General features: G+C 60.9%; 25 protein-coding genes. 20 read left to right on the forward strand and 5 right to left on the reverse strand.

What is annotated here, in order from left to right:
* Nucleotides 1–49: 49 nt before the first annotated feature.
* Nucleotides 50–319 (reverse strand): hypothetical protein, encoded by a 270-nt coding sequence (locus tag BLU48_RS32305; RefSeq protein ID WP_082636675.1) that lies wholly within the window; start codon nucleotides 317–319, stop codon nucleotides 50–52.
* A gap of 250 nt (nucleotides 320–569) precedes the next feature.
* Between BLU48_RS32305 and BLU48_RS14820 the strand changes: the two genes are divergently transcribed.
* Nucleotides 570–1,673 (forward strand): sigma-54 interaction domain-containing protein, encoded by a 1,104-nt coding sequence (locus BLU48_RS14820; protein ID WP_057023770.1) that lies wholly within the window; start codon nucleotides 570–572, stop codon nucleotides 1,671–1,673.
* On the opposite strand, the gene BLU48_RS14825 is transcribed toward BLU48_RS14820, so the two are convergent.
* On the reverse strand, nucleotides 1,662–2,027 hold the full coding sequence (locus tag BLU48_RS14825; protein ID WP_057023787.1) for an antibiotic biosynthesis monooxygenase: 366 nt from the start codon (nucleotides 2,025–2,027) through the stop codon (nucleotides 1,662–1,664). The two genes, BLU48_RS14820 and BLU48_RS14825, sit on opposite strands and share 12 nt — an antisense overlap.
* A gap of 100 nt (nucleotides 2,028–2,127) precedes the next feature.
* On the opposite strand from BLU48_RS14825, the gene soxR reads away from it, so the two are divergent.
* The 4 genes from soxR to BLU48_RS14845 all read left to right on the forward strand — a co-directional run bounded on the left by soxR (nucleotide 2,128) and on the right by BLU48_RS14845 (nucleotide 5,172).
* Nucleotides 2,128–2,583, forward strand: coding sequence for a redox-sensitive transcriptional activator SoxR (soxR, locus tag BLU48_RS14830; RefSeq protein WP_057023769.1), 456 nt, complete (start codon nucleotides 2,128–2,130; stop codon nucleotides 2,581–2,583).
* Nucleotides 2,584–2,663: 80 nt separating this feature from the next.
* Nucleotides 2,664–3,119, forward strand: a complete 456-nt coding sequence (locus BLU48_RS14835; protein ID WP_057023768.1) for a VOC family protein — start codon at nucleotides 2,664–2,666, stop codon at nucleotides 3,117–3,119.
* A gap of 163 nt (nucleotides 3,120–3,282) precedes the next feature.
* Nucleotides 3,283–4,167, forward strand: a complete 885-nt coding sequence (locus BLU48_RS14840) for an alpha/beta fold hydrolase (protein WP_057023767.1) — start codon at nucleotides 3,283–3,285, stop codon at nucleotides 4,165–4,167.
* Between the two features lie 90 nt (nucleotides 4,168–4,257).
* Nucleotides 4,258–5,172, forward strand: coding sequence for a LysR substrate-binding domain-containing protein (locus BLU48_RS14845; protein ID WP_138233635.1), 915 nt, complete (start codon nucleotides 4,258–4,260; stop codon nucleotides 5,170–5,172).
* A gap of 225 nt (nucleotides 5,173–5,397) precedes the next feature.
* On the opposite strand, the gene leuD is transcribed toward BLU48_RS14845, so the two are convergent.
* Nucleotides 5,398–6,012 carry a 3-isopropylmalate dehydratase small subunit gene (gene leuD, locus BLU48_RS14855; protein ID WP_057023765.1) on the reverse strand — a complete coding sequence of 205 codons (615 nt, stop codon included), beginning with the start codon at nucleotides 6,010–6,012 and terminating at the stop codon, nucleotides 5,398–5,400.
* Entirely contained in the window at nucleotides 6,009–7,427 is a 1,419-nt protein-coding gene (leuC, locus tag BLU48_RS14860; RefSeq protein ID WP_057023786.1) for a 3-isopropylmalate dehydratase large subunit, read from the reverse strand. Before leuC ends, leuD begins: the two co-directional genes overlap by 4 nt.
* A 274-nt stretch (nucleotides 7,428–7,701) precedes the next feature.
* Here leuC and BLU48_RS14865 point away from each other — a divergent pair, with 274 nt between their 5' ends.
* The 8 genes from BLU48_RS14865 to BLU48_RS14900 are packed head-to-tail and all read left to right on the forward strand — an operon-like array spanning nucleotide 7,702 to nucleotide 13,855.
* Nucleotides 7,702–8,904 (forward strand): PepSY-associated TM helix domain-containing protein, encoded by a 1,203-nt coding sequence (locus tag BLU48_RS14865; protein ID WP_057023764.1) that lies wholly within the window; start codon nucleotides 7,702–7,704, stop codon nucleotides 8,902–8,904.
* Entirely contained in the window at nucleotides 8,901–9,437 is a 537-nt protein-coding gene (locus BLU48_RS14870; RefSeq protein WP_057023763.1) for a hypothetical protein, read from the forward strand. Before BLU48_RS14865 ends, BLU48_RS14870 begins: the two co-directional genes overlap by 4 nt.
* Nucleotides 9,434–9,757, forward strand: coding sequence for a hypothetical protein (locus BLU48_RS14875; protein ID WP_043050326.1), 324 nt, complete (start codon nucleotides 9,434–9,436; stop codon nucleotides 9,755–9,757). Before BLU48_RS14870 ends, BLU48_RS14875 begins: the two co-directional genes overlap by 4 nt.
* Nucleotides 9,754–10,314, forward strand: coding sequence for a DUF6162 family protein (locus tag BLU48_RS14880; protein ID WP_057023762.1), 561 nt, complete (start codon nucleotides 9,754–9,756; stop codon nucleotides 10,312–10,314). Before BLU48_RS14875 ends, BLU48_RS14880 begins: the two co-directional genes overlap by 4 nt.
* Nucleotides 10,315–10,333: 19 nt before the next feature.
* Nucleotides 10,334–11,254 carry a metal ABC transporter substrate-binding protein gene (locus BLU48_RS14885; protein ID WP_034116836.1) on the forward strand — a complete coding sequence of 307 codons (921 nt, stop codon included), beginning with the start codon at nucleotides 10,334–10,336 and terminating at the stop codon, nucleotides 11,252–11,254.
* Nucleotides 11,251–11,997: a metal ABC transporter ATP-binding protein gene (locus BLU48_RS14890; protein ID WP_057023761.1), complete on the forward strand. Its 747-nt coding sequence runs from the start codon at nucleotides 11,251–11,253 to the stop codon at nucleotides 11,995–11,997. The genes BLU48_RS14885 and BLU48_RS14890 overlap by 4 nt, the downstream gene beginning before the upstream one ends.
* Nucleotides 11,994–12,893 (forward strand): metal ABC transporter permease, encoded by a 900-nt coding sequence (locus BLU48_RS14895; protein ID WP_056846313.1) that lies wholly within the window; start codon nucleotides 11,994–11,996, stop codon nucleotides 12,891–12,893. Before BLU48_RS14890 ends, BLU48_RS14895 begins: the two co-directional genes overlap by 4 nt.
* Nucleotides 12,893–13,855, forward strand: coding sequence for a metal ABC transporter solute-binding protein, Zn/Mn family (locus BLU48_RS14900; RefSeq protein ID WP_057023760.1), 963 nt, complete (start codon nucleotides 12,893–12,895; stop codon nucleotides 13,853–13,855). Before BLU48_RS14895 ends, BLU48_RS14900 begins: the two co-directional genes overlap by 1 nt.
* Here the strand turns inward: BLU48_RS14900 and BLU48_RS14905 are convergent.
* Nucleotides 13,836–14,561, reverse strand: a complete 726-nt coding sequence (locus BLU48_RS14905) for a UTRA domain-containing protein (RefSeq protein WP_043050321.1) — start codon at nucleotides 14,559–14,561, stop codon at nucleotides 13,836–13,838. The two genes, BLU48_RS14900 and BLU48_RS14905, sit on opposite strands and share 20 nt — an antisense overlap.
* Before the next feature lie 350 nt (nucleotides 14,562–14,911).
* Here BLU48_RS14905 and BLU48_RS14910 point away from each other — a divergent pair, with 350 nt between their 5' ends.
* From BLU48_RS14910 to BLU48_RS14940, 7 genes are all read left to right on the forward strand, one after another.
* A complete protein-coding gene (locus BLU48_RS14910; protein ID WP_043050320.1) occupies nucleotides 14,912–15,988 on the forward strand; it encodes an ABC transporter substrate-binding protein in 1,077 nt (358 codons plus the stop codon).
* A 189-nt stretch (nucleotides 15,989–16,177) separates the two neighbouring features.
* Nucleotides 16,178–16,984 (forward strand): alkaline phosphatase family protein, encoded by an 807-nt coding sequence (locus BLU48_RS14915; RefSeq protein WP_057023759.1) that lies wholly within the window; start codon nucleotides 16,178–16,180, stop codon nucleotides 16,982–16,984.
* 5 nt (nucleotides 16,985–16,989) lie between these two features.
* Complete coding sequence (locus BLU48_RS14920) at nucleotides 16,990–17,826, forward strand: ABC transporter permease (RefSeq protein ID WP_164484846.1); 837 nt, start codon at nucleotides 16,990–16,992, stop codon at nucleotides 17,824–17,826.
* Nucleotides 17,813–18,613 carry an ABC transporter permease gene (locus tag BLU48_RS14925; protein WP_057023757.1) on the forward strand — a complete coding sequence of 267 codons (801 nt, stop codon included), beginning with the start codon at nucleotides 17,813–17,815 and terminating at the stop codon, nucleotides 18,611–18,613. Before BLU48_RS14920 ends, BLU48_RS14925 begins: the two co-directional genes overlap by 14 nt.
* A complete protein-coding gene (locus BLU48_RS14930; RefSeq protein ID WP_057023756.1) occupies nucleotides 18,610–19,599 on the forward strand; it encodes an ABC transporter ATP-binding protein in 990 nt (329 codons plus the stop codon). The genes BLU48_RS14925 and BLU48_RS14930 overlap by 4 nt, the downstream gene beginning before the upstream one ends.
* A gap of 33 nt (nucleotides 19,600–19,632) precedes the next feature.
* Nucleotides 19,633–20,286 (forward strand): HAD family hydrolase, encoded by a 654-nt coding sequence (locus BLU48_RS14935; RefSeq protein ID WP_057023755.1) that lies wholly within the window; start codon nucleotides 19,633–19,635, stop codon nucleotides 20,284–20,286.
* Nucleotides 20,287–20,660: 374 nt separating this feature from the next.
* Complete coding sequence (locus tag BLU48_RS14940; RefSeq protein WP_231989048.1) at nucleotides 20,661–22,742, forward strand: carboxy terminal-processing peptidase; 2,082 nt, start codon at nucleotides 20,661–20,663, stop codon at nucleotides 22,740–22,742.
* Nucleotides 22,743–22,805: the final 63 nt, after the last annotated feature.

Here is a 22,805-nt window from a genome sequence, read left to right on the forward strand (position 1 = left end):
CCGAGGTTCCTTATGGGAAGCCTCGGGCTTTTTGCCGCAGGAAGCGGGCTCAACTGGGACGACCATGCAGGACGACGCTGCGCTCGGCGTTCATTTCACCCTGGTGATCAAAGCCGAAGGGTTGCTGTGGCTGGCCAAGCAACGCGGCGCGCTGGCGTTGATAGTCGTCAAACGACAAACCACGGCGACCCAGGGCTTCCAAGGCCAATTGCCTGGTTTCTTCCGCGGTATAAGGCCGCAGCTCAGGTGACGGCTGGGACGCACAACCTGCGAGGACAGAGGTGACAAGTAAAAAAGAAACAGCGAGCAAACGGTTCATGGCGGAGGCCCTGCAAAGGTGGTTTCAAGTCAATGAACACAGGCTACTCCCGCCCCTCCGCGGTGAAAAATCACCGTCCGTGATAGTCGCTATCAACCGTTACGGCATACCAGATAGCATCTTCTACTTATTCACTTAAGGCCTATAAATATAGAAATACGTACGTTTACGGAATAAACGTATTCTTCTATATCTAACTCCACTAACCAGTCCATGCCGATCCGACGCTCCATTTCAAACAGAGGTGCCCATGCAGCTTTTGACCCTCCCGCCCTCGCCCGCCCTTGCGACCTCGATCCGCGCCACGGCCCAGGTTTTCGAAGACCCGAAATCCCAGGCGTTGCTCGAGCATATCCGGCAAGTGGCGCCGAGCGAAGCCAGCGTACTGATCATTGGCGAGACCGGCACCGGCAAGGAACTGGTGGCGCGGCATATCCACAACCTCAGCGCACGGCGCAAACGGCCGTTCGTGGCGGTGAACTGCGGAGCCTTCTCTGGATCCCTGGTGGAGGCCGAGCTGTTCGGCCACGAGAAAGGCGCGTTTACCGGAGCCCTCTGCGCCAAGGCCGGCTGGTTCGAAGAAGCGCAAGGCGGCACTTTGTTTCTCGATGAAATCGGCGACTTGCCGATGGCTATCCAGGTCAAGTTACTGCGGGTGTTGCAAGAGCGTGAAGTGGTGCGCCTGGGTTCGCGCAAAAGTATTCCAATCGATGTGCGGGTCCTGGCCGCCACCAACGTGCAACTGGAAAAGGCCATCAACGCCGGGCACTTCCGCGAAGACCTCTACTACCGCCTCGACGTGGTTAGCCTGGAGCTCAGCCCACTGCGCGAGCGCCCCGGCGATATCCTGCCGTTGACCCGGCACTTTATCGAAACCTATAGCCGGCGCCTGGGTTACGGCCTGGTCACCATCAGCCGCGAAGCCGAGCACAAGCTCCGTAGCTACAGCTGGCCGGGCAATATTCGCGAGCTGGAAAATGTGATTCACCACACGCTGCTGACCTGCCGCAACGGCGTGATCGAGCGCGACGACCTGCGCCTGTCGAACCTGCGCATCGAGCGCCAGGACGACAGCCGGCATGGCCTCGATAACAGCGCCGAAGCCCTGTTGGCACGGGCGTTTCAAAAGCTCTTCGAGGAGCAGGCCGGCGCCCTGCACGAAAAGGTCGAGGACGCATTATTACGCGCCGCTTACCGCTTCAGCCATTACAACCAGGTGCACACCGCCAACCTGCTGGGCTTGAGCCGCAATGTGACGCGCACGCGCCTGATCAAGATCGGCGAGTTGGCGGTGAACAAGCGTCGGCCAGGGGAAAACCTGCAAGGCGAGCGAATGCTGCATCTATCCATTTAGCCTGCAGTGCAACGCGTCATCCTGGCTGCGCTCAAAACTGCGCAGCACCTGGAACGAACCGAAGGTCACGGCCGTGGCCTGGTGAGCGCGGATCAGCGTCCAGAAATCCGCATCGCCCTGCTCAAAGCACTTGAAGGCCGCCTCACCGGCCTCGCGGGATTGCCATTGCAGGTAATTGAGCACCCGCCGACCATCATCGCTGACTTGTACGCTGGCACTCAAAAAGCCGCCATGGCTTTCGGCCAGGCGCTCGCTCTGGGTGGTCAAGGCTGCCACCAGGGCGGATTGCTGACGGGGCTCGATATGAAACTCGATCAATTGAGCGAAGCTGCGATTTTTCTCTGATACCTGCATGAACACGCCCCTTTCTTTGTAGGCAGAATCTTGCGATTCGATGTCATGCAGGGTAAAACCTCTAGCTAAGTCGAGGTCAAGCACTGCCTGGGAGTTTTTCATGCTCAACAAGGAACTCAGCGTCGGTCAGCTGGCGGCCCGCAGCGGCGTGGCGGTCACTGCCCTGCACTTCTACGAATCCAAAGGGTTGATCAAGAGCAATCGCAATGCCGGCAACCAACGGCGTTATCCACGGGACGTACTGCGGCGGGTGGTGCTGATCAAGATCGCCCAGCGCTTGGGCATTCCACTGGCGACCATTGGCGAAGCATTGCAGGCGCTGCCCGATGGGCGCACACCGAACGCTCGCGACTGGGAGCGAATGTCGGCGTTATGGCGTGAAGACCTGGATGAGCGCATCAACAAACTGATGCTGCTGCGGGACAAGCTTAATGGCTGTATCGGTTGTGGATGCCTGTCGATGGAGGCGTGCCCGTTGCGCAACCAGGACGATCAGTTGGGTGAGCGCGGCCCCGGTGCCCAGCTGTTGGAACCCACCCTTGATTCCGACCTGTAGGCCCAATCAATAATGGGGTGGTGCGGCGTGACCTATAGTGAAAAGGTTGTCACTCCATAACCACAATAAAGGAGAACGTTATGAGCGTTAAACCTATTCCCGACGGTTATCACGGCATTACCCCCTATATGGGGATCAACGAGGCCGCAAAGGCGATCGAGTTCTATCAGAAGGCCTTCGACGCCACAGTGTTCATGCGCCTGGACATGCCCGACGGCAGGGTCGGCCACGCCGAGCTGCGGATTGGCGAAGCGGTGATCATGCTGGGCACGCCGTGCGATGAAACGGCCCTGCGCAACCCGGATACACACCCCAGTGTCGGTTTGCACTTGTATGTCAACGATGTGGATGCACAGTTCAAACAAGCCATTGAGGCCGGCGCCATCGAAGTGTCTGCGCCACAGGACCAGTTCTATGGCGACCGCTCCGCGAGTGTGAAAGATCCGTTCGGGCACCTGTGGTTCCTGGCTACACACAAGGAAGACCTGACCGAGGAGCAAATCCGCCAGCGTGCCATGGAGATGTTCAAACCGTAGTGCATTCAAGGTGGGAGGGGGCAAAACCCCTCCCACATTGGATCTCCTTTGTTTGAAGGGCCGGGCTTCTACACACTTCATGAACATCCTCCCCACGCTTTTCCCCTTGCCCCAACCGCCGTGTGATTCCAGGATGCAGGTCATCATCACAAGGAGTCACTCCATGTTTGCCGGCTTCGAGAAACACCAGTGCCACGTCAACGGCGTCGACATCAGCTACCGCAAAGGCGGTACAGGCTCCGGCCTGCTTCTGCTCCACGGGCACCCGCAAACCCATGTCATCTGGCATAAAGTCGCAGGGCAATTGGCCGAACACTTCAGCGTGGTGGCTGCCGACCTGCGCGGTTATGGCGACAGCAGCAAGCCACCGGCCGAGGAACATCACACCCATTATTCGAAACGGCAAATGGCCAGGGACGGTGTCGAACTGATGCAGGCCCTGGGCTTCGAAACGTTCTCGGTGCTGGCCCACGACCGTGGCGCCCGCGTCGCCCATCGCCTGGCCCTGGACCACCCCAAGGTTGTAAAGCGCATGGTGCTGCTGGATATCGCGCCAACCCTGGCGATGTACGCCCAGACCGATGAAGCCTTCGCCCGCGCCTACTGGCACTGGTTCTTCCTGATCCGCCCGGCGCCGTTGCCGGAAGCCCTGATCGAAGCTAACCCCGAGTTGTACCTGCGCAGCGTCATGGGCAGCCGCAGCGCCGGGCTCAAGCCATTCACCGACGAAGCCTTCGCCGAGTACCTGCGCTGCCTGACATTGCCCGGCACCGCCACCGGTATCTGCGAGGACTATCGCGCCGCCGCGAGCATCGACCTGGAACATGACCAGGCTGACATCGACGCCGGCCATCATCTGAATCTACCTCTATTGGTGATATGGGGCGCCGACGGCACCGTCGGCCGCTGTTTCGACCCGCTCGGAGAATGGCAGAAAGTCGCCACCAACGTACGTGGCAAGGCGGTGCCGGCCGGGCACTACATAGCAGAAGAGGCGCCGGAGTTATTGCTGAGTGAAGCCCTGCCCTTCCTTTGCGCAGCCAAATAAGCTGTGCCTCCCGCCGTGGCCGCTACCCGAGCACAGCAGCCTCCCCAACCGATGCTATCCTGGCGACTCACCCTCCCACACCTGCCTGCGATGACGAACAAAAAAGCCACCGTGCCCCTGCCCGAAGACCTGCGGGTATTCCTCACCGTCATCCGCAAAGCCGGCTTTGCCGCAGCCGCCGACGAACTGGGCTTGTCCCCAGCCTATGTCAGCAAGCGTATCCAGATCCTCGAAACCACACTGGCCACGCGCCTGCTGCACCGCACCAGCCGACGCATCGCCCTGACCGAAGACGGCGAACGGGTGCAGCGTTGGGCCGTGCGCATCCTCGAAGACTTTCAGCAACTCTCGGATGAACTGTCCGACGCCCATGACAGCCCCCGTGGGCACCTGCACTTGTGCAGCAGCTTCGGCTTCGGTCGCAATCATGTGGCCCCGGCCCTGTCATTGCTGGCAGAAAGATACCCAGGACTGGACATCCGCCTGGACCTGTTCGACCGCGTGGTGGATATCGTCAGCGAAGGCTTCGACCTGGAGATTCGGGTGGGCGATGACATCCCCGGCCAGCACATCGGCCGACGCCTGGTGAGCAATCGTCGAGTGCTGTGCGCCGCACCGTCCTACTTGCAACGTCGGGGCACGCCGCGGCAACTGAGCGACCTGGAGCATCATGACTGCCTGGTGATCAAGGAGCGCGATAATGCCTTCGGCATCTGGAACCTGGAGCGCGATGGCACAGCGCACAGCGTGCGCGTTCGCGGGCCGCTGTCATCCAACAACGGCGAGATCGTGTTGCAGTGGGCACTGGATGGGCGAGGCCTGCTGCTGCGCTCGATGTGGGATGTGAAACCGCTGCTGGAGCAAGGCCAACTGGTGCAGGTGCTGCACGACTACACCCAGAGCGCCAACGTATGGGCGGTGTACCCGACACGCCTGGCCTACTCCGGCAAACTGAGGGCTTGTGTGGAGTTTCTACAGGAGCACTTCAAGGGTTTGTCGATCTGACCCTCCGGTAAGCAGCGCAGCCCAGCCATATCGTCATGACCACCAACGCAGAACGGCCTGACCACTAGCATGCCCACGCCAAAGCCCGCCATCTGGATCAGGGTCAAGAGGCTGAACAGCGGCAAGCGCAAGCTATCGGGCTCGCTTTGCGCACGGGAGATCAATGCCACCTCGGACAACCCGTCGCCCATGTCGGTCCCACTTAAGTCGACGAAGCACCCGGTGTCAATCGAGCCAGGGCTTCGTCGCCAGGTGCTGGCGCTCAAATGCCTTGATCTGCTCGCTGCGCTGCAAGGTGCTGCCGATTGCATCCAGGCCGAGTAACAGTGCCGTCTTGCGCAAGGTGTCGATCTGGAACGGGATCAACTGGCCATCCGCCAGACGAATCTGCTGGGCCTCAAGGTCAATACTGATCTGCGCCTGATCCGCTTGACTGATGGTTTGGGCAAGCCGGTGTAACACGTTCTGTTCCAGAGTGATCAATAACAGCCCGTTACGCTGGCAGTTGTCTTGGAAAATTCCGGCGAAGCTGCTGCCGATCAAAGCACGAATGCCCATTTGCTTCAGGCCCCACACCGCATGCTCGCGGCTGGAGCCACAGCCGAAGTTCGGCCCCACCACCATAAAGCTCGCGCCTTGCCAGGCCGGTTGATTGAGCACGAACTCGGAATTTGGCGCACCGGACGGCAAAAAACGCAGGTCAAAAAACAGCCCACGGTCCAGGCCATTGCGATCGATGCCCTTGAGAAACTGCTTGGGCATGATCACATCGGTATCGATATTGGCCGCCAGCATCGGTGCGGCTTTGCCAGTGACCAGGGTGAAGGGTTGCAGGCTCATGGGCGCTCTCCAAGGTCACGGATATCGGTGAGCCGGCCGGTGATGGCGGCAGCGGCGACCATCGCCGGGCTCATCAAGTGAGTGCGGGCCCCCGCACCCTGGCGGCCTTCGAAATTGCGGTTGGTGCTGGAGGCACAGCGGTCGCCGGGGGCCAATACGTCGTCGTTCATCGCCAGGCACATCGAGCAGCCCGACTGACGCCATTCGAAACCAGCGTCGATAAAGATCGCGGCCAGCCCTTCGGCTTCGGCCTGGTCCCTGACTTGCGTGGAGCCCGGTACGATCATCGCGCGTACATGATCGGCCACCTGTTTGCCGCGCACCACGCGGGCGGCGTCGCGCAGGTCTTCGATGCGCGCGTTGGTGCAGGAACCGATAAACGCATGGCTGATGACGATATCGCTCAGCGGCATGCCGGGTTCCAGGCCCATGTAATCGAGGGCGCGACGCATGCCCTGGCGCAGTATCAGATCGCTGACGTGCTGCGGGTCGGGCACACGGGCGCCAATGGACGCGGCCTGGTCGGGGCTGGTGCCCCAGGTGACCATGGGTTCCAGGGTGGCGGCATTCAGTTGGACTTCGCGGTCAAACACCGCGCCCTCGTCACTGCGCAGCGTGCGCCATTGACGCAGGGCTTGTTCCCACAGCGCCCCCCGGGGTGCGCGAGGCTTGTCCTTGAGGTAGGCGAACACCTTGTCATCCGGCGCCATGAACGCGCCACGGGCGCCGGCCTCCACGGCCATATTGCAGATGGTCATGCGCGCTTCGATGCTCAGCGCATCGAGGGTGGTGCCACGGAACTCGATGGCGTAGCCGGTGGCACCGGATGCACCGATCTGGCTGATCAGCGCCATGATCACGTCCTTGGAAGTCAGGCCCGGCGCCAGCTCGCCATCGACGTTCACTAGCAGGGTTTTCAAGCGTTTGTAGACCAGGGTCTGGGAGGCCAGCAGATGCTCGATTTCCGAGGTGCCGATGCCAAAGCCGAATGCGCCGAGGGCGCCGTAGGTGGTGGTGTGGCTATCTCCGGCGGCAATCACCATACCGGGCAGGATAAACCCCTGCTCCGGCGCGATCACGTGTTCGATGCCTTGACGCTTGTCGAGGACATCCAGCAGTTCGACGCCGAAATCCCGGCAGTTTTCCGCAAGGTAGGCCACCTGTCGCGCCGCGCCGGCATCCGGCATGGTCGCGACCCGCGTGGGAGTGGTGGGGTTCACATGGTCGACCACCGCCAGCGCCGTGCCGGGGCGCCACACCGTGCGCCCGGCCTCGCGCAAGCCGCTGAACGCCTGGGGGCTGGTGTATTCGTTGATCACCTGGCGGTCGATATAAAGCAAAACATGGCCCTGGTCATCCAGGGCGCACACCGTATGGGAATCGATGTGTTTGTCGTAGAGGGTTCTGGCAGTCATTTTCTTGCGGGCTCGCTCGACGGGGTCCGCCCATCCTAGCCAGCCGTCCTGCCCCATCAATGGCGACGGGGTGATCGCATGAAACATGTTTCGTGTTCGATCAACGTTTCCATACCGCCTGAATGTGAACCTGAAACATTTACTTTCATATATGCATTAGGGATTTCTCATTCTCATCCGTCTTAACTTAGATACAGCCCGTCGCGTCAGCAAAAGCTACGACCGGCCTTTTCCGGGCCTCCATTGCCCCCTCCGATCAAGACCCTCATTAATCATGTCGAAGAAGTCACGCTCCAAACTCTGGTTTCTCGTGCATAGCTGGCTGGCATTGCCCATCTGGTTCTTTGTACTGATCGTCTGCGTTACCGGCACCCTGGCGGTGGTCAGCCAGGAAATCGTCTGGCTGGCCAACCCGGATATCCGTGCGAGCAAACCGTCGGATGACGCCCAGCCGCTGAGCTTTGGCCAGGTGATCGCCGCCATCAAGCGCGATGAACCCCAGGCTATCGTGCGATCCATCAGCCGTCCGGATGAATCGCACTTCGCCCTGAGTGTCGACCTCAGCTACCCGGATGGACGTTCCGTGGAGGTCTACGCCAACCCCTATACCGGAGCGATCCAGGGCATCAGCCCGTCGTTCAACTTCCAGCAATTCACCCGTGCCCTGCACGGCTGGTGGCTGGTGCCGTTCACCAACGGCTACAGCTGGGGCTGGTACCTGGTGTCCTTGCTTGGCTTGCCGCTGCTGGCCTCGCTGGTCACCGGCCTGGTGGTGTACAAGCGTTTCTGGAAAGGCTTCTTCAAGCCAACCCTGCGTTTTCGCCACGGTGCGCGCATTTTCTGGGGTGACTTCCACCGCCTCAGCGGTATCTGGTCGATCTGGTTTATCGCGGTCATCTCCATCACCGGCACCTGGTTCCTGATCCAGGCGATCCTGGGTGACAACCAGATTTCCATCTCCAGCGAGCCGGTCGTGCCGGTGATCGCCCGCGAGAAAGTGCCAACCTCTGCACCTGGCGTACCCGCGCCGATGATTGCGCTGGACGACGCAATCGAGATTGCGAGTCAACGCATTCCCGGGCTGGAAGCCTCTTTTCTGGTCCTGCCGTTCAACGCCTACAGCCATTTGCAGATTGGCGGCCGGGGCTGGTACCCACTAATGTTCCAGACCGCACAACTGAACCCCTATGACGGTGAAATCGCCGTCACGAACCTGCTGTCCGACCGTACCGCGCTGGAGTTCGTCACCGAATCCATGCGCCCGCTGCACACTGGTGACTTTGGCGGCTTGTGGATCAAGTTGATCTGGGCATTCTTCGGCCTGGTGCTGAGCATGATGGTGCTGAGCGGCTTGCTGATCTGGACCAAGCGCACCGCCCTGGCCACCCTCAACGCCCTCAAGCGCGAAGCCAAGACCCAGCGGCAACCCGCGCCCATCCCGGCCATGCAGGCTGAAACCCCGGAGGCCCAGCGATGAGCAAGGTCGCGACTGTACCGCCATCCCCCCTTCGCGCCTTCTGGCTGAAATGGCGTTTCCACATCAACATCCTGCTGTTGCTCGTGCCACTGGGGTTCATGCCCAAGTACTTCGCCGATGCCGCGCTATTTCGCGGAGATACCGGTATCGGCGAGCGCGTGGCTGGGCAGGTGCAAGTCGGCCCGTGGAGCCTGACCCTCGCCGAGCTGCGCAATGAAGGCCCACGGCCAGACCCTGCCGGACCGATGAAATTATTCAATGCCGCCCTGTGTGACACCTGCACCAACCAGGTCAAGGCCACCTACCTGCGCATCGGCAAGCCGCGCAGCCTGCGCGCCGCCGGGGTGATCTTCTTCGGTACGCCGTACCGCATGGGCGCCGCCCTGCCGGTGCCGGAACGCACACCGGTAGACGCCCAGGTGTGGGTAACCATGGAAGGCTGGGACGGCAGCATGCACCAGGGTTCCATCCCGCTGAGCCAGGCCTCGCCTGCCACCATTGCCTGGCTGAACAAGCAAGGAGTCAAACCATGACGTTCAAGCGCCTGACCCGCGCCGCACTGCTGCTGTGCGCGGCTTTCAGTACCACCGCCTTTGCCCACAACCCGATGTGCGAATGCAAGGAAATCCCCGGCGAGCAGATCCAATGCAAGGGCGGCTTTTCCGACGGCAGCGGCGCCCCCGGTGTAACCCTGGATGTGATCGGCTACGACGAAACCATCCTGGTGCCGGGCAAGCTCGGCGAGGATTCGACCCTGACCTTCAAGAAGCCTGCGGCCGAGTTCTATGTGCTGTTTGATGCCGGCCCCGGCCACGTCGTGGAAATCGACCAAGCGGATATCCAGGCGCAATGACTACCACACAGGTCGTACGCCCCGCCGGCGCAGGTCATGAAACCCTCTACGTGCTGCTGTTGTGCCTGATCATCCTGGCAGTGGCGGGCACGGTGGTGGCATTGCACGGTGAAAGCCAGGCAGTCACGGCGGTGCCGAGCCACCAGTTGGACGCCCGCCGCGACCTGAGCGCCGCCGAACAAGGTATCTATGCCGACCTGCGGGTGACGCTGGATGAAATCCACCTGTTGCAACAGGAGCAAAATGCCCTGCCGACACCTGAACAACTGGCCGAGGAAGGCTTCGCGCCCTTTGCCCAGGATGCCAGTTCGGTCAGCCGTGGCGACCATCGCTGGCAGCTGTTGGCCCCGGCCGCCTACCTGGGTTTGAGCCAGGTTCCGGCCACCAGCGGTTCGCTGCTGATGCGCGTGCAGGGCAACGAGCCGGATATCTGGCTCAACCGCAGCGCCAACCTCGCCGCCCCTTCCGACCTCACTGACCAGGCGCTGATTGCGGCCGGCTGGCAGCAAGTGGTCGCGCAATTCGATGCCGGCGTCACTCGCCAGCACCGTCACTGAACGAGAAGACCGATTGCCCATGTCTATTTCATCGCCCCTGTTGCGCCTGTTGCTGGTCAGCTTTCTCAGCCTGATGCTCGCCCCGCTGGCGAATGCCGAAGCGGCCAAGCGCCTGCGTATCGGCATCACCCTGCACCCTTATTACAGCTATGTGGCCAATATCGTCGGCGACAAAGCCGAGGTGGTGCCGCTGATCCCGGCCGGCTTCAACCCCCATGCCTACGAACCACGCGCCGAAGACATCAAGCGCATCGGCACGCTGGATGTGATCGTGCTCAACGGCGTCGGCCATGACGACTTTGCCGACCGCATGATCGCCACCAGCGAGCGCCCGGACATCCCGGTGATCGAAGCCAACGCCAACGTGCCGCTGCTGGCCGCCACCGGCAATGCCGCACGCGGCGCAGGCAAGGTGGTCAACCCGCACACCTTCCTGTCGATCAGTGCCTCGATAGCCCAGGTCAATAACATCGCCCGCGAATTGGGCAAGCTCGACCCGGACAACGCCAAGGCCTACACCCAGAATGCGCGCGCCTACGGCAAGCGCCTGCGCCAGATGCGCGCCGACGCCCTGGCCAAGCTGACCAGCGCCCCCAACCCGGACCTGCGTGTAGCTACGGTGCATGCCGCCTATGACTACCTGCTGCGCGAGTTTGGCCTGGAAGTGACTGCGGTAGTGGAGCCGGCCCACGGTATCGAGCCGAGCCCCAGCCAGCTGAAAAAAACCATCGATGAACTGCGCGCCCTGGATGTGAAGGTGATCTTCTCGGAGATGGATTTCCCGTCCACCTACGTTGACACCATTCAGCGTGAATCCGGGGTCAAGCTGTACCCGCTGTCGCATATTTCCTATGGAGAATACAGCGCTGAAAAGTACGAAGTTGAAATGACCGGCAACCTCAACACCGTGGTCCGTGCGATCCAGGAGTCGGGGGCATGACGGCGGCAGAGCAACTGAACGTAGTCAGCGTCGGCCCGACCCTGGACTTCGACCAGGTGTCGCTGACCCTCGGGCGCACCGTGATCCTCGACAGCGTAAGTTTCCAGGTACAGCCGGGCAGCATCCACGCACTGGTAGGTCCCAACGGCGGCGGCAAGAGCTCGCTGATCAAGACCCTGCTGGGGCAGACGCCCCACCAGGGCCGATTGAGCCTGGAGTGGCCGACCACGCCCGGCACCATCGGTTATGTGCCCCAGGCACTGGAGTTTGACCGTGGTTTGCCGATGACCGTGGATGATTTCATGGCCGCCATGTGCCAGCGCCGCCCGGCGTTCCTTGGCCTGTCCAGGCATTACGCCGCCGCCATTGGCGAAGCGCTCGAACGGGTAGGCATGCAGGACAAGCGCAAGCGCCGCATGGGCGCGTTGTCCGGTGGCGAACGCCAGCGCGTCCTGCTGGCCCAGGGCCTGATCCCGGCGCCGCAATTGCTGGTGCTGGATGAGCCGATGTCGGCCCTCGACGAAGCCGGCATCCAGGTCTTCGAACGCTTGCTAAAAGACTGGCGCCTGGCCGGGATCACCGTGCTGTGGATCGAGCACGACCTGGAAGCCGTCGGCCGCCTGGCCGACCGCGTCACCGGGCTGAACCGCCGCGTGCTGTTCGACGCCACGCCTAAAGAGGCGCTGACCCCGGACCGCCTGTTGACCCTGTTCTCCACTCACCCTCGGAGCCCGGCGCAATGAGTTATGAAGCCTTTCGCTTGATGGTTCAGGGCTGGGCCTCTTCCGGGTACCTGCCGGAAGCCCTGGCCTACGGGTTTGTGGTCAACGCCCTGCTCGCCGGTTTGCTGATCGGCCCGGTACTGGGCGGCTTGGGTACGCTGGTGGTGGTCAAGCGCTTTGCGTTTTTCTCCGAAGCGGTCGGCCATGCCGCACTGACCGGCGTGGCCGTGGGTATCCTGCTCGGCGAACCCTACACTGGGCCCTATGGCAGCCTGTTCGGCTACTGCCTGCTGTTCGGCATCCTGCTGAACTACCTGCGCAACCGTACCGGCCTGGCGCCGGATACCCTGATCGGCGTGTTCCTCTCGGTGTCACTGGCACTGGGCGCCAGCCTGCTGCTGATCCTGGCCGGCAAGATCAATGTGCATATTCTGGAGAACGTGCTGTTTGGCTCGGTGCTGACGGTCAATGGCAACGACTTATTGGTATTGGCAATCGTCGGTTCGCTGGTGATGGCCCTGGCGTTGCCGCTGTACAACCGCATCATGCTTGCCAGTTTCAACCCGCAGTTGGCGGCGGTGCGTGGTGTCGCGGTGAAAACCCTGGATTATCTGTTCGTGATTCTGGTGACACTGATCACCGTCGCGGCGGTCAAGGTCATCGGCGCGATCCTGGTCGGTGCGCTGCTGGTGATTCCGGCCGCCGCGGCACGCCTGTTGAGCCAGTCGCTCAAGGGGTTCTTCTGGGTGTCGGTCGTCATCGCCACCGTCAGCACCCTGTGCGGGATCCTGCTGCCGATCATCTTCGACCTGCCGATCCCGTCCGGCGCCGCAATCATCCTGGTTGCTGGTATCGCCTTTGCCTTCGCCGCCATTGCCCGCGGCACCGTGCCCAGCCTCAAAGGGAATCTTGGATAATGCGCCCTGTCTTTCGCCCAATGGCCCTGGCCATCGCTTGCTTGATCAGTACTTCGGCGCTGGCCGCCGTTGATGGTTTCGATCCAAAGGAGTTCAAGGCCAACCACGGCCTCGGCCATGCCGCTCTGACCAAGGCCAAGTCGGTAAAACCGGTCAAGGTCCTGGCCTCGCTGCCCATTACCTACGGCTTGGCCGAAGTGCTGCTCAAAGGCACCGACGTGCAGCTTGAACGTGCGGCCCCCGCCAACCTGCCAGGCTCGCGGCAGGTCTCCTATTTCACCGGCCGCGGTGCTGCGGCACTCAATACCTTGGCACAGGACGCCGACGCCGCCATCGGCCTGCGTTCCCTGTGGGCCGATGACCCGCTGTACCCGGTGGCGCGTCGCAGCAATATCCGTATCGTGGAAGTGGATGCCGCACGCCCGGTAGACGGCGGCTTGCCAGGGATCGCCGTGCAACCCGGCGGCGCCGATGGTTTGAACAGTCAACCCTGGCAATCGAGCAACAATATGGGGCGCATGGCCGATGTGATGGCCGCCGACCTGAGCCGCCTGGCACCGGGCGCCAAACCGAAGATCGACGCCAACCTGGCCGCCCTCAAGCAACGTCTGCTCAAGCTCAACGCCGACAGCGAGGCGCGACTGGCAAAAGCTGACAACCTGAGCGTGGTCAGCTTGAGCGATCACTTTGCCTACTTGGTCAGCAGCTTGAACCTGGAACTGGTCAGCACCGATGCGCGACCCGATGCCGACTGGACGCCTGAGGCGCTGCAGAAACTCAGTACCGACTTGAAGGACAACGATGTGGTGATAGTGCTGCACCACCGTCAACCAAGTGAGACGGTGAAAGCGGCTGTGACTGCCGGCGGCTCCACGCTGCTGGTGTTGAATGTGGACGGTGCCGACCCTGTGACCGAGTTGGAAACCAATGCGGATCAGGTGATCAAGACGCTGACGCCATGACATCCACCCCCACATGAATCGCATCATGGCGCCAGAACTCCAGGTCACAATCGATCAGGCGCTGGTGCTGGTCATAGTTGACCCGGGCGATGCGCAAGCCCGGGCTGCCAACCGACACGCGCAACGCGGCGGCGGCCTCCACTGGCAGGGAAGTCGGCACGATTTCAAAGCGCACCCGTCCATAGTGCAAGTCGTACTTGCGCGCATACAGCTCGGTCATCGACTGATTCAAATCACACGCCAGGATCCCCGGAAAATACCGGGGGTTCAGGTAGTGCTCCACGTACAGCACCAGACGCCCGTCGATCCTGCGGCTGCGGCAAATCTGGATCACGCTGGACAGCGCCGGCAATTGCAACCATGCACACACCGCCGCCGACGCCGGTTGCAGCCGGGCCGAAATCACTTCAGTGCAGGCCACACGCCCCTGGTCGCTGACCATCGCGTGAAAGTGGCTGCGTTGCATCAGGTTATAGGCCAGTCGCGGCGGCGAGACGAACCAGCCGCGACGCTCTTCGCGATAGATCTGCCCTTGAGCCTCCAGCTGTAACAAGGCTTCCCGCACGGTAATCCGAGTGGTACCAAACAACTCGCTGAGCTTGCGTTCGGCGGGCAACTTGCTGGCTGGCGGCAACAGGCCATGGTCGATCTGCTCTTGCAGCGCCAGGCCAATGGAGGTTACCGCCTTGATTGCCTCATCACGCATCAACGTTACCTATCTGGACTAGACCAGCACCGTTCGGGTGCACAAAACGTGCGCTATCTGGGCTTTTGCTGTTGCGTGCCAGCCTAGGCATTACAGATGACCGACAGATGACAGCGGGTGTAGCCCTTCCTACCACACCCTGCAATACATCGGCCAAGTCCAGGGCCTGCGGGCACTTGGACATGGTCTACGCTAACTCTGCGCTGAGCGACATCAGCGCTTTGAAAACGACATCGACATGAAACTGTCATCCATCGGGCCTAGATTGGCTCAGGTATTGCTGACCTAGACCAAACCACCGCTAACGTTCATATAAAACGCCGCGTTGAAAACGCCCAAAGGAGCTTCGGATGAAACAGCTTTTCCTGGCATCACTGTTAGGCTCGACCATTGCCATGTGCACCGCCGCCATGGCCGCTGATACCGATTTGAAAACGCTCGAAGCCGCCGCGAAAGCGGAAGGCGCCATCAACAGCGTCGGCATGCCCGATGACTGGGCCAACTGGAAAGGTACCTGGGCAGACCTGGCCAACACCTATGGCCTCAAGCACATCGACACCGACATGAGTTCGGCCCAGGAAATCGCCAAGTTCAAAGCCGAGAAAGACAACGCCAGTGCCGATATCGGCGACGTTGGCGCGGCCTTTGGCCCCATCGCGGTGAAGCAGGAAGTCACCCAGCCGTACAAGCCTTCTACCTGGGCACAGGTGCCAGACTGGGCCAAAGACAAGGACGGTCACTGGGCCCTGGCCTACACAGGCACCATTGCCTTTATCGTCAACAAGAAGCTGCTGCACGGCTCCGAGGTTCCCACCAGTTGGGCTGACCTGCAGACCGGCAAGTACAAGGTGTCGGTAGGTGACGTGAGCACCGCCGCCCAGGCGTCCAACGCGGTACTCGCCGCCGCCATCGCCAACAAGGGCGACGAGAAAAACATCGCACCGGGCCTGCAATTCTTCACCAAGATCGCCCAGCAAGGTCGCCTCTCGCTGTCCAACCCGACCATCGCCACCATGGAAAAAGGCGAAGTCGAAGTGGGTATCGTCTGGGACTTCAACGGACTGAGCTACAAGGCCAAGATGGCCAACCCGGATGACTACGTGGTGTTGATCCCTTCGGATGGCTCGGTGAAATCCGGCTACACCACCATCATCAACAAATACGCCAAGCACCCGAACGCCGCCAAGCTGACCCGCGAATACATCTTCAGCGATGCCGGCCAGCTCAATCTGGCGAAGGGCAATGCCCGTCCTATCCGCGCTGAAACCGACCTGAAACTGCCGGCCGACATCGCCAAGAACCTGATCCCGGGCGAGCAGTACACCAAGGCCAATCCGCAACCGATCAAGGATGCCGATGCCTGGGAAGCGACCTCCAAGAAGCTGCCGCAGCTGTGGAACGAGCAGGTCATCGTAGAAATGAAGTAAGGGGTTATCCCACATTGGAGACCCAGTGGAGATCCAATGTGGGAGGGGGCTTGCCCCCGATAGCGGTGTGTCATTCAACAGATTTATTAGCTGTTCCACCGTCATCGGGGGCAAGCCCCCTCCCACATTTGGTCCGGTTTCTTGCGGACAATCGAGTCGAATCCAATCTGTTGCGGAGCCCCAGCCCCCATGAAGCACAATGTCATCCTTGTGGTGCTCGACGGCCTGAACTTCGAGGTCGCCAGGCACGCCATGGGGCACTTGCAGGCCTATGTCGGCGCAGGACGCGCAGCCCTCTACACACTGGAATGTGAACTGCCCGCCCTGTCCCGCCCGCTGTATGAATGCATCCTCACCGGCGTGCCGCCGATTGACAGCGGCATCGTCCATAACAACGTCTCGCGCCTGTCCAACCAGCGCAGCGTCTTCCATTACGCCACCGATGCAGGCTTGACCACGGCAGCGGCGGCTTACCATTGGGTCAGTGAGCTGTATAACCGCACGCCCTTTCTCGCCGCCCGAGATCGCCACACCGACGACAAGGCGCTGGCGATCCAGCATGGGCATTTCTACTGGCATGACCACTACCCGGATTCCCACCTGTTCGCCGATGCCGAAAGCCTGCGGCTCAAGCACGCGCCGAACCTGCTGCTCGTGCACCCGATGAACGTCGACGACGCCGGCCATAAGCACGGCCTCGACTCCGCGCAATACCGCAACAGCGCGCGCTCGGTCGACATCATCCTGGCCGACTATCTGCAAGCTTGGCTCGACGCCGGCTACCAGGTGATGGTTACCGCCGACCACGGCATGAACAACGATCGCTCCCACAACGGCCTATTGCCAGAAGAGCGCGAGGTCCCCCTGTTTGTACTCGGCGACGGATTCAGCCTGGACAGCAATGCCGCGCCCACACAGACAGACTTGTGCGGCACGGTGTGTGAACTGCTCGGCGTACCCCACGACAAACCTGTATGCCGGGAGCTGCTGAAGTGAATTCAATGACCCGCGGCAAATGGCTGGCCCTGCTCTGCCTGGTGCCCTTCGCACTGTTCTTTATCGTGTTCGAGATTGCGCCGCTGGTGTGGGTGCTGATCAACAGCCTGCAGACCGAAGAGTCCGGCTGGGGCCTGGAAAACTTCACGCGCATCTTCAGTTCCAAGTTCTACCGGCAGGCGATCCAGTTCAGCCTGGAGATCAGTTTCTACTCCAGCATCTTCGGCATCATCATCGCCACCCTGGGCAGCTACTCCCTGCGCCGGGTGGATTCGCCGCTGCGCAACTTCGTCACGGCCTTTGCCAACATGACCAGCAACTTCGCAGGCGTGCCCCTGGCCTTCGCGTTCATCATCCTGCTGGGGTTCAACGGCAGCATCACCATCATGCTCAAGCAGGCCGGGATCATTCAGGACTTCAACCTGTACTCGAAAACCGGCTTGATCATCCTCTATACCTACTTCCAGATTCCCCTCGGCGTGCTGTTGCTCTACCCGGCCTTTGACGCACTGCGCGAAGACTGGCGCGAGTCGGCCGCCCTGCTCGGCGCCAATGGCTGGCAGTTCTGGCGCCATATCGGGTTGCCGGTGCTGACGCCGGCACTGCTGGGCACCTTCGTGATCCTGCTGGCCAACGCCCTGGGCGCCTACGCCACGGTGTATGCCCTGACCACCGGCAACTTCAACGTGCTGCCGATCCGCATTGCCGGCCTGGTCTCCGGCGATGTGTCGCTGGACCCGAACATGGCCAGCGCCCTGGCGGTGGTGCTGGTGGCGCTGATGACCGTGGTCACCGTGGTCCATCAACTGCTGCTCAAGAGGAGCTACCATGTCACGCGCTGATGCCGGCCCGGTCACCCTCTACCATCGGGTAGTGGTGTACCTGTTGTTCCTGATCCTGGTGCTGCCGCTGATCGGCACCTTTGTGTATTCCATTGCCAGCAGTTGGTCAGCCACCATCCTGCCTGCCGGTTTCACGGTGAAATGGTATGTACAGCTGTGGAGCGACCCGCGCTTCCTGATGGCATTCGGGCAATCGTTGCTGGTGTGCGTTGGGGCGCTGATCCTCTCGGTGGTGCTGATCCTGCCGCTGCTGTTCGTGGTGCATTACCACTTCCCCAGGCTCGACGCGCTGATGAACATCCTGATCCTGCTGCCCTTTGCGGTGCCGCCGGTGGTGTCGTCGGTGGGCCTGCTACAACTATATGGCTCCGGGCCATTAGCGATGGTGGGCACGCCATGGATCCTGATCGGCTGCTACTTCACCGTGGCGCTGCCGTTCATGTACCGCGCGATCACCAATAACCTGCAGGCCATTAACCTGCGCGACCTGATGGACGCCTCGCAACTGCTCGGCGCCAGCACCTGGCAAGCCGCGATCCTGGTGGTGCTGCCCAACCTGCGCAAGGGCCTGATGGTGGCGCTGCTGCTATCGTTCTCGTTCCTGTTCGGCGAGTTCGTGTTCGCCAACATCCTCGTCGGCACCCGCTACGAGACCTTGCAGGTGTACCTCAACAACATGCGCAACAGCAGCGGCCACTTCACCAGCGCCGTGGTGATTTCCTATTTCTTCTTTGTGCTGGTGCTGACCTGGGCCGCCAATATCTTGAACAAGGACAAAAGCCAATGAGCTTCGTCAGCGTCCAACATCTGCAAAAAGGCTACTCCGGTACCTCCGTGTTCAGTGATATCAACTGCGAAATCGCCAAGGGCGAGTTCGTCACCCTGCTCGGCCCGTCCGGTTGCGGCAAGTCCACCCTGCTGCGCTGCATTGCCGGGCTGACCTCGGTGGACAGCGGTAAGATCCTGCTGGATGGCCAGGATATCGTGCCCCTGAGCCCGCAGAAACGTCATATCGGCATGGTATTCCAGAGTTACGCGCTGTTCCCCAATATGACCGTGGAACAGAACGTCGCCTTTGGCCTGCGCATGCAAAAGGTCAACGCCGACGACAGCCACAAGCGTGTGCAGCAAGTGCTGCAACTGGTGGAGCTTACGGACCTGGCCGGTCGCTACCCGCACCAGATGTCTGGCGGCCAGTGCCAGCGCGTGGCCCTCGCCCGCTCCCTGGTGACCCGCCCGCGCCTGCTGTTGCTGGATGAGCCACTGTCGGCGTTGGATGCACGGATTCGCAAGCACTTGCGCGAACAGATCCGCCAGATTCAGCGCGAGCTGGGGCTGACCACGATCTTCGTGACCCATGACCAGGAAGAAGCCCTGACCATGTCTGACCGCATCTTCCTGATGAACCAGGGCCAGATCGTGCAGAGCGGCGATGCCGAGACGCTCTACACTGCGCCGGTGGATGCATTTGCCGCCGGTTTTATCGGCAACTACAACCTGCTCGACGCCGACAAGGCCACTCAACTGCTGCAACGCCCGATCAACAGCCGTATTGCCATTCGCCCGGAAGCCATCGAGCTGAGCCGCAACGGCGAACTGGATGCGCTGGTGCGTAGCCACAGCCTGTTGGGCAACGTGATCCGCTACCGCATCGAAGCCCGCGGTGTAGAGCTGGTGGTGGACGTGCTCAACCGCTCGGCCGACGATCTGCACCCGGACGGCCAGCGCCTGGCACTTTCCATCGACCCCAGCGCCCTGTGTGAAGTAGCCTGACAGGCAGCGACCTATTGAGAGAGAACATGACGGATGGCATTGGTAATTTTTGATCTGGACGACACCCTGATCCACGGCGACTGCGCCACCCTGTGGAGCGAACAGATGGGCCGCCTGGGCTGGGTAGACCCTGAGTCGTTCATGCGCAGGAACAACGAATTGATGGACGCCTACAGCCGAGGCGAGTTGCGCATGGAAGACTTCATGGACTTCAGCCTGGAGCCGATGATCGGCCGCACCCCGGAAGAGATCGAGCATCTGGTGGAGCCCTGGGTCGAAGACGTGATTGAGCCGCTGATCTATAGCGACGCCACCAAGACCATCGCCCGCCACCGTGCGAATGGTGACCGGATCCTGGTGATTTCCGCATCGGGCACTCACTTGGTCACGCCAATTGCGGCGCGCATCGGTATTGACGAAGTGTTGGGGATTAACCTGGACGTCGGCCACGGCGTGTACAGCGGCAAGACAGTAGGCGTGCTGACCTATCGTGAAGGCAAGATCACGCGCCTGTTGGAATGGCTGGAGCAGGAAGGGGAAACGCTGGAGGGCGCGTATTTCTATTCGGATTCGCGCAATGATTTACCACTGCTGCTCAAGGTGGATCACCCGCAGGTGGTAAACCCGGACCCGGTGTTGCGCGAGCATGCTGAAAAGGCCGGCTGGCCGATCCACCATTGGGTCTGAACCAACCGAGATCCCCATGTGGGAGGGGGCTTGCTCCCGATGACGGTGTATCAGTGAAGAATATTTCATCTGATACACCGCCATCGGGAGCAAGCCCCCTCCCACATGGGTCCCGTTACAACTGTGGAATATTCAGCGCGTTTAGAGCTCGCTACCACGAACTCGCCCTACATTGCATGTAGGACCAAGCTCTTACACCACTCGACATGCCCCTCAACGCCTTGCAATGCTCTCACTGTGCCTCCATAGTGAGTCTGGACTGAGCCCGTAGCAGTAGTGCCGGGCTTTTTGCATTATGCGACCGGACCATATGGAACCGGCTCCCTCAAAGACGGCCTAATATGCGTTATCAATTGCCCCCGCGTCGAATCAGCATGAAGCATCTGTTCCCCAGCACCGCCTTAGCTTTTTTCATTGGTCTCGGCTTCGCGTCAATGTCGACCAATACGTTCGCAGCCAACAGCTGGGACAATCTTCAGCCTGATCGCGATGAGGTGATTGCCAGCCTCAACGTCGTCGAGTTGCTCAAGCGCCACCACTACAGCAAGCCGCCGCTGGACGACGCTCGCTCGGTGATCATCTACGACAGCTACCTCAAGCTGCTGGATCCGTCGCGCAGCTACTTCCTGGCCAGCGATATCGCTGAGTTCGACAAATGGAAGACGCAATTCGACGACTTCCTCAAGAGTGGCGACCTGCAGCCCGGTTTCACCATCTACAAGCGTTACCTGGACCGCGTCAAGGCCCGTCTGGACTTCGCCCTGGGTGAGCTGGACAAAGGCATCGACAAGCTCGACTTCACCCAGAAGGAAACCCTTCTGGTGGATCGCAAGGACGCTCCGTGGCTGACCAGCACCGCGGCCCTCGACGACCTGTGGCGCAAACGCGTCAAGGACGAAGTGCTGCGCCTGAAGATCGCCGGCAAAGAGCCCAAGGCCATTCAGGAGCTGTTGACCAAGCGCTACAAGAATCAGTTGGCGCGCCTGGACCAGACCCGTGCCGAAGATATCTTCCAGGCCTACATCAACACCTTTGCGATGTCCTACGACCCGCACACCAATTATCTGTCGCCAGATAACGCGGAAAATTTCGATATCAACATGAGTCTGTCCCTGGAAGGCATCGGTGCAGTCCTGCAAAGCGACAACGACCAGGTCAAGATCGTACGCCTGGTGCCGGCAGGTCCGGCGGACAAGACCAAACAGGTCGCCCCGGCGGACAAGATCATCGGCGTGGCCCAGGCTGACAAAGAGATGGTCGATGTGGTCGGCTGGCGCCTGGACGAAGTGGTCAAGCTGATCCGTGGGCCGAAAGGCAGCGTGGTGCGCCTCGAAGTGATTCCGCACACCAATGCACCGAACGACCAGACCAGCAAGATCGTGTCCATAACCCGCGAAGCGGTGAAGCTCGAAGACCAGGCCGTGCAGAAGAAAGTCCTCAACCTCAAGCAGGATGGCAAGGACTACAAGCTGGGCGTGATTGAAATCCCGGCCTTCTACCTGGACTTCAAGGCCTTCCGTGCAGGTGATCCGGACTACAAGTCGACCACCCGCGACGTGAAGAAAATCCTCACGGAACTGCAGAAAGACAAAGTCGACGGCGTGGTCATCGACCTGCGCAACAACGGCGGCGGCTCCCTGCAGGAAGCCACCGAGCTGACCAGCCTGTTTATCGACAAGGGCCCGACCGTGTTGGTGCGCAACGCTGACGGCCGCGTCGACGTGCTGGAAGACGAGAACCCGGGCGCCTTCTACAAGGGGCCGATGGCGTTGCTGGTCAACCGTCTCTCGGCCTCGGCCTCGGAAATTTTCGCCGGCGCCATGCAGGACTATCACCGTGCGATGATCATCGGCGGCCAGACCTTCGGCAAAGGTACCGTGCAGACCATCCAGCCGCTGAACCATGGTGAACTCAAGCTGACGCTGGCCAAGTTCTACCGGGTTTCCGGGCAGAGCACCCAGCACCAGGGCGTGCTGCCGGATATCGATTTCCCATCGATCATCGACACCAAGGAAATCGGCGAAAGCGCCCTGCCTGAAGCCATGCCATGGGACACCATCCGCCCTGCGATCAAGCCGGCATCGGATCCGTTCAAGCCGTTCCTGGCGCAGTTGAAGGCTGACCACGATACCCGCTCCGCCAAGGATGCCGAGTTCGTGTTTATCCGTGACAAGCTGGCCCTGGCCAAGAAGCTGATGGAAGAGAAAACCGTCAGCCTCAACGAAGCGGATCGCCGTGCACAGCACTCCAGCATCGAGAACCAGCAACTGGTGCTGGAAAACACCCGCCGCAAGGCCAAAGGTGAAGATCCGCTCAAAGAGCTGAAGAAAGAAGATGAAGACGCACTGCCGGCCGAAGCCGATAAAACCAAGCCGGAAGATGACGCCTACTTGGCCGAAACCGGTCGGATCCTGCTCGATTACCTGAAAATCACCAAGCAGGTGGCCAAGCAGTAAATGATGGCAATTTAATATGAGCGCTCCATGGAGTGTCATCATATAGACATCATTCTGTCGTGA

This window comes from Pseudomonas synxantha, from assembly GCF_900105675.1.
Lineage (GTDB): Bacteria > Pseudomonadota > Gammaproteobacteria > Pseudomonadales > Pseudomonadaceae > Aquipseudomonas > Aquipseudomonas synxantha.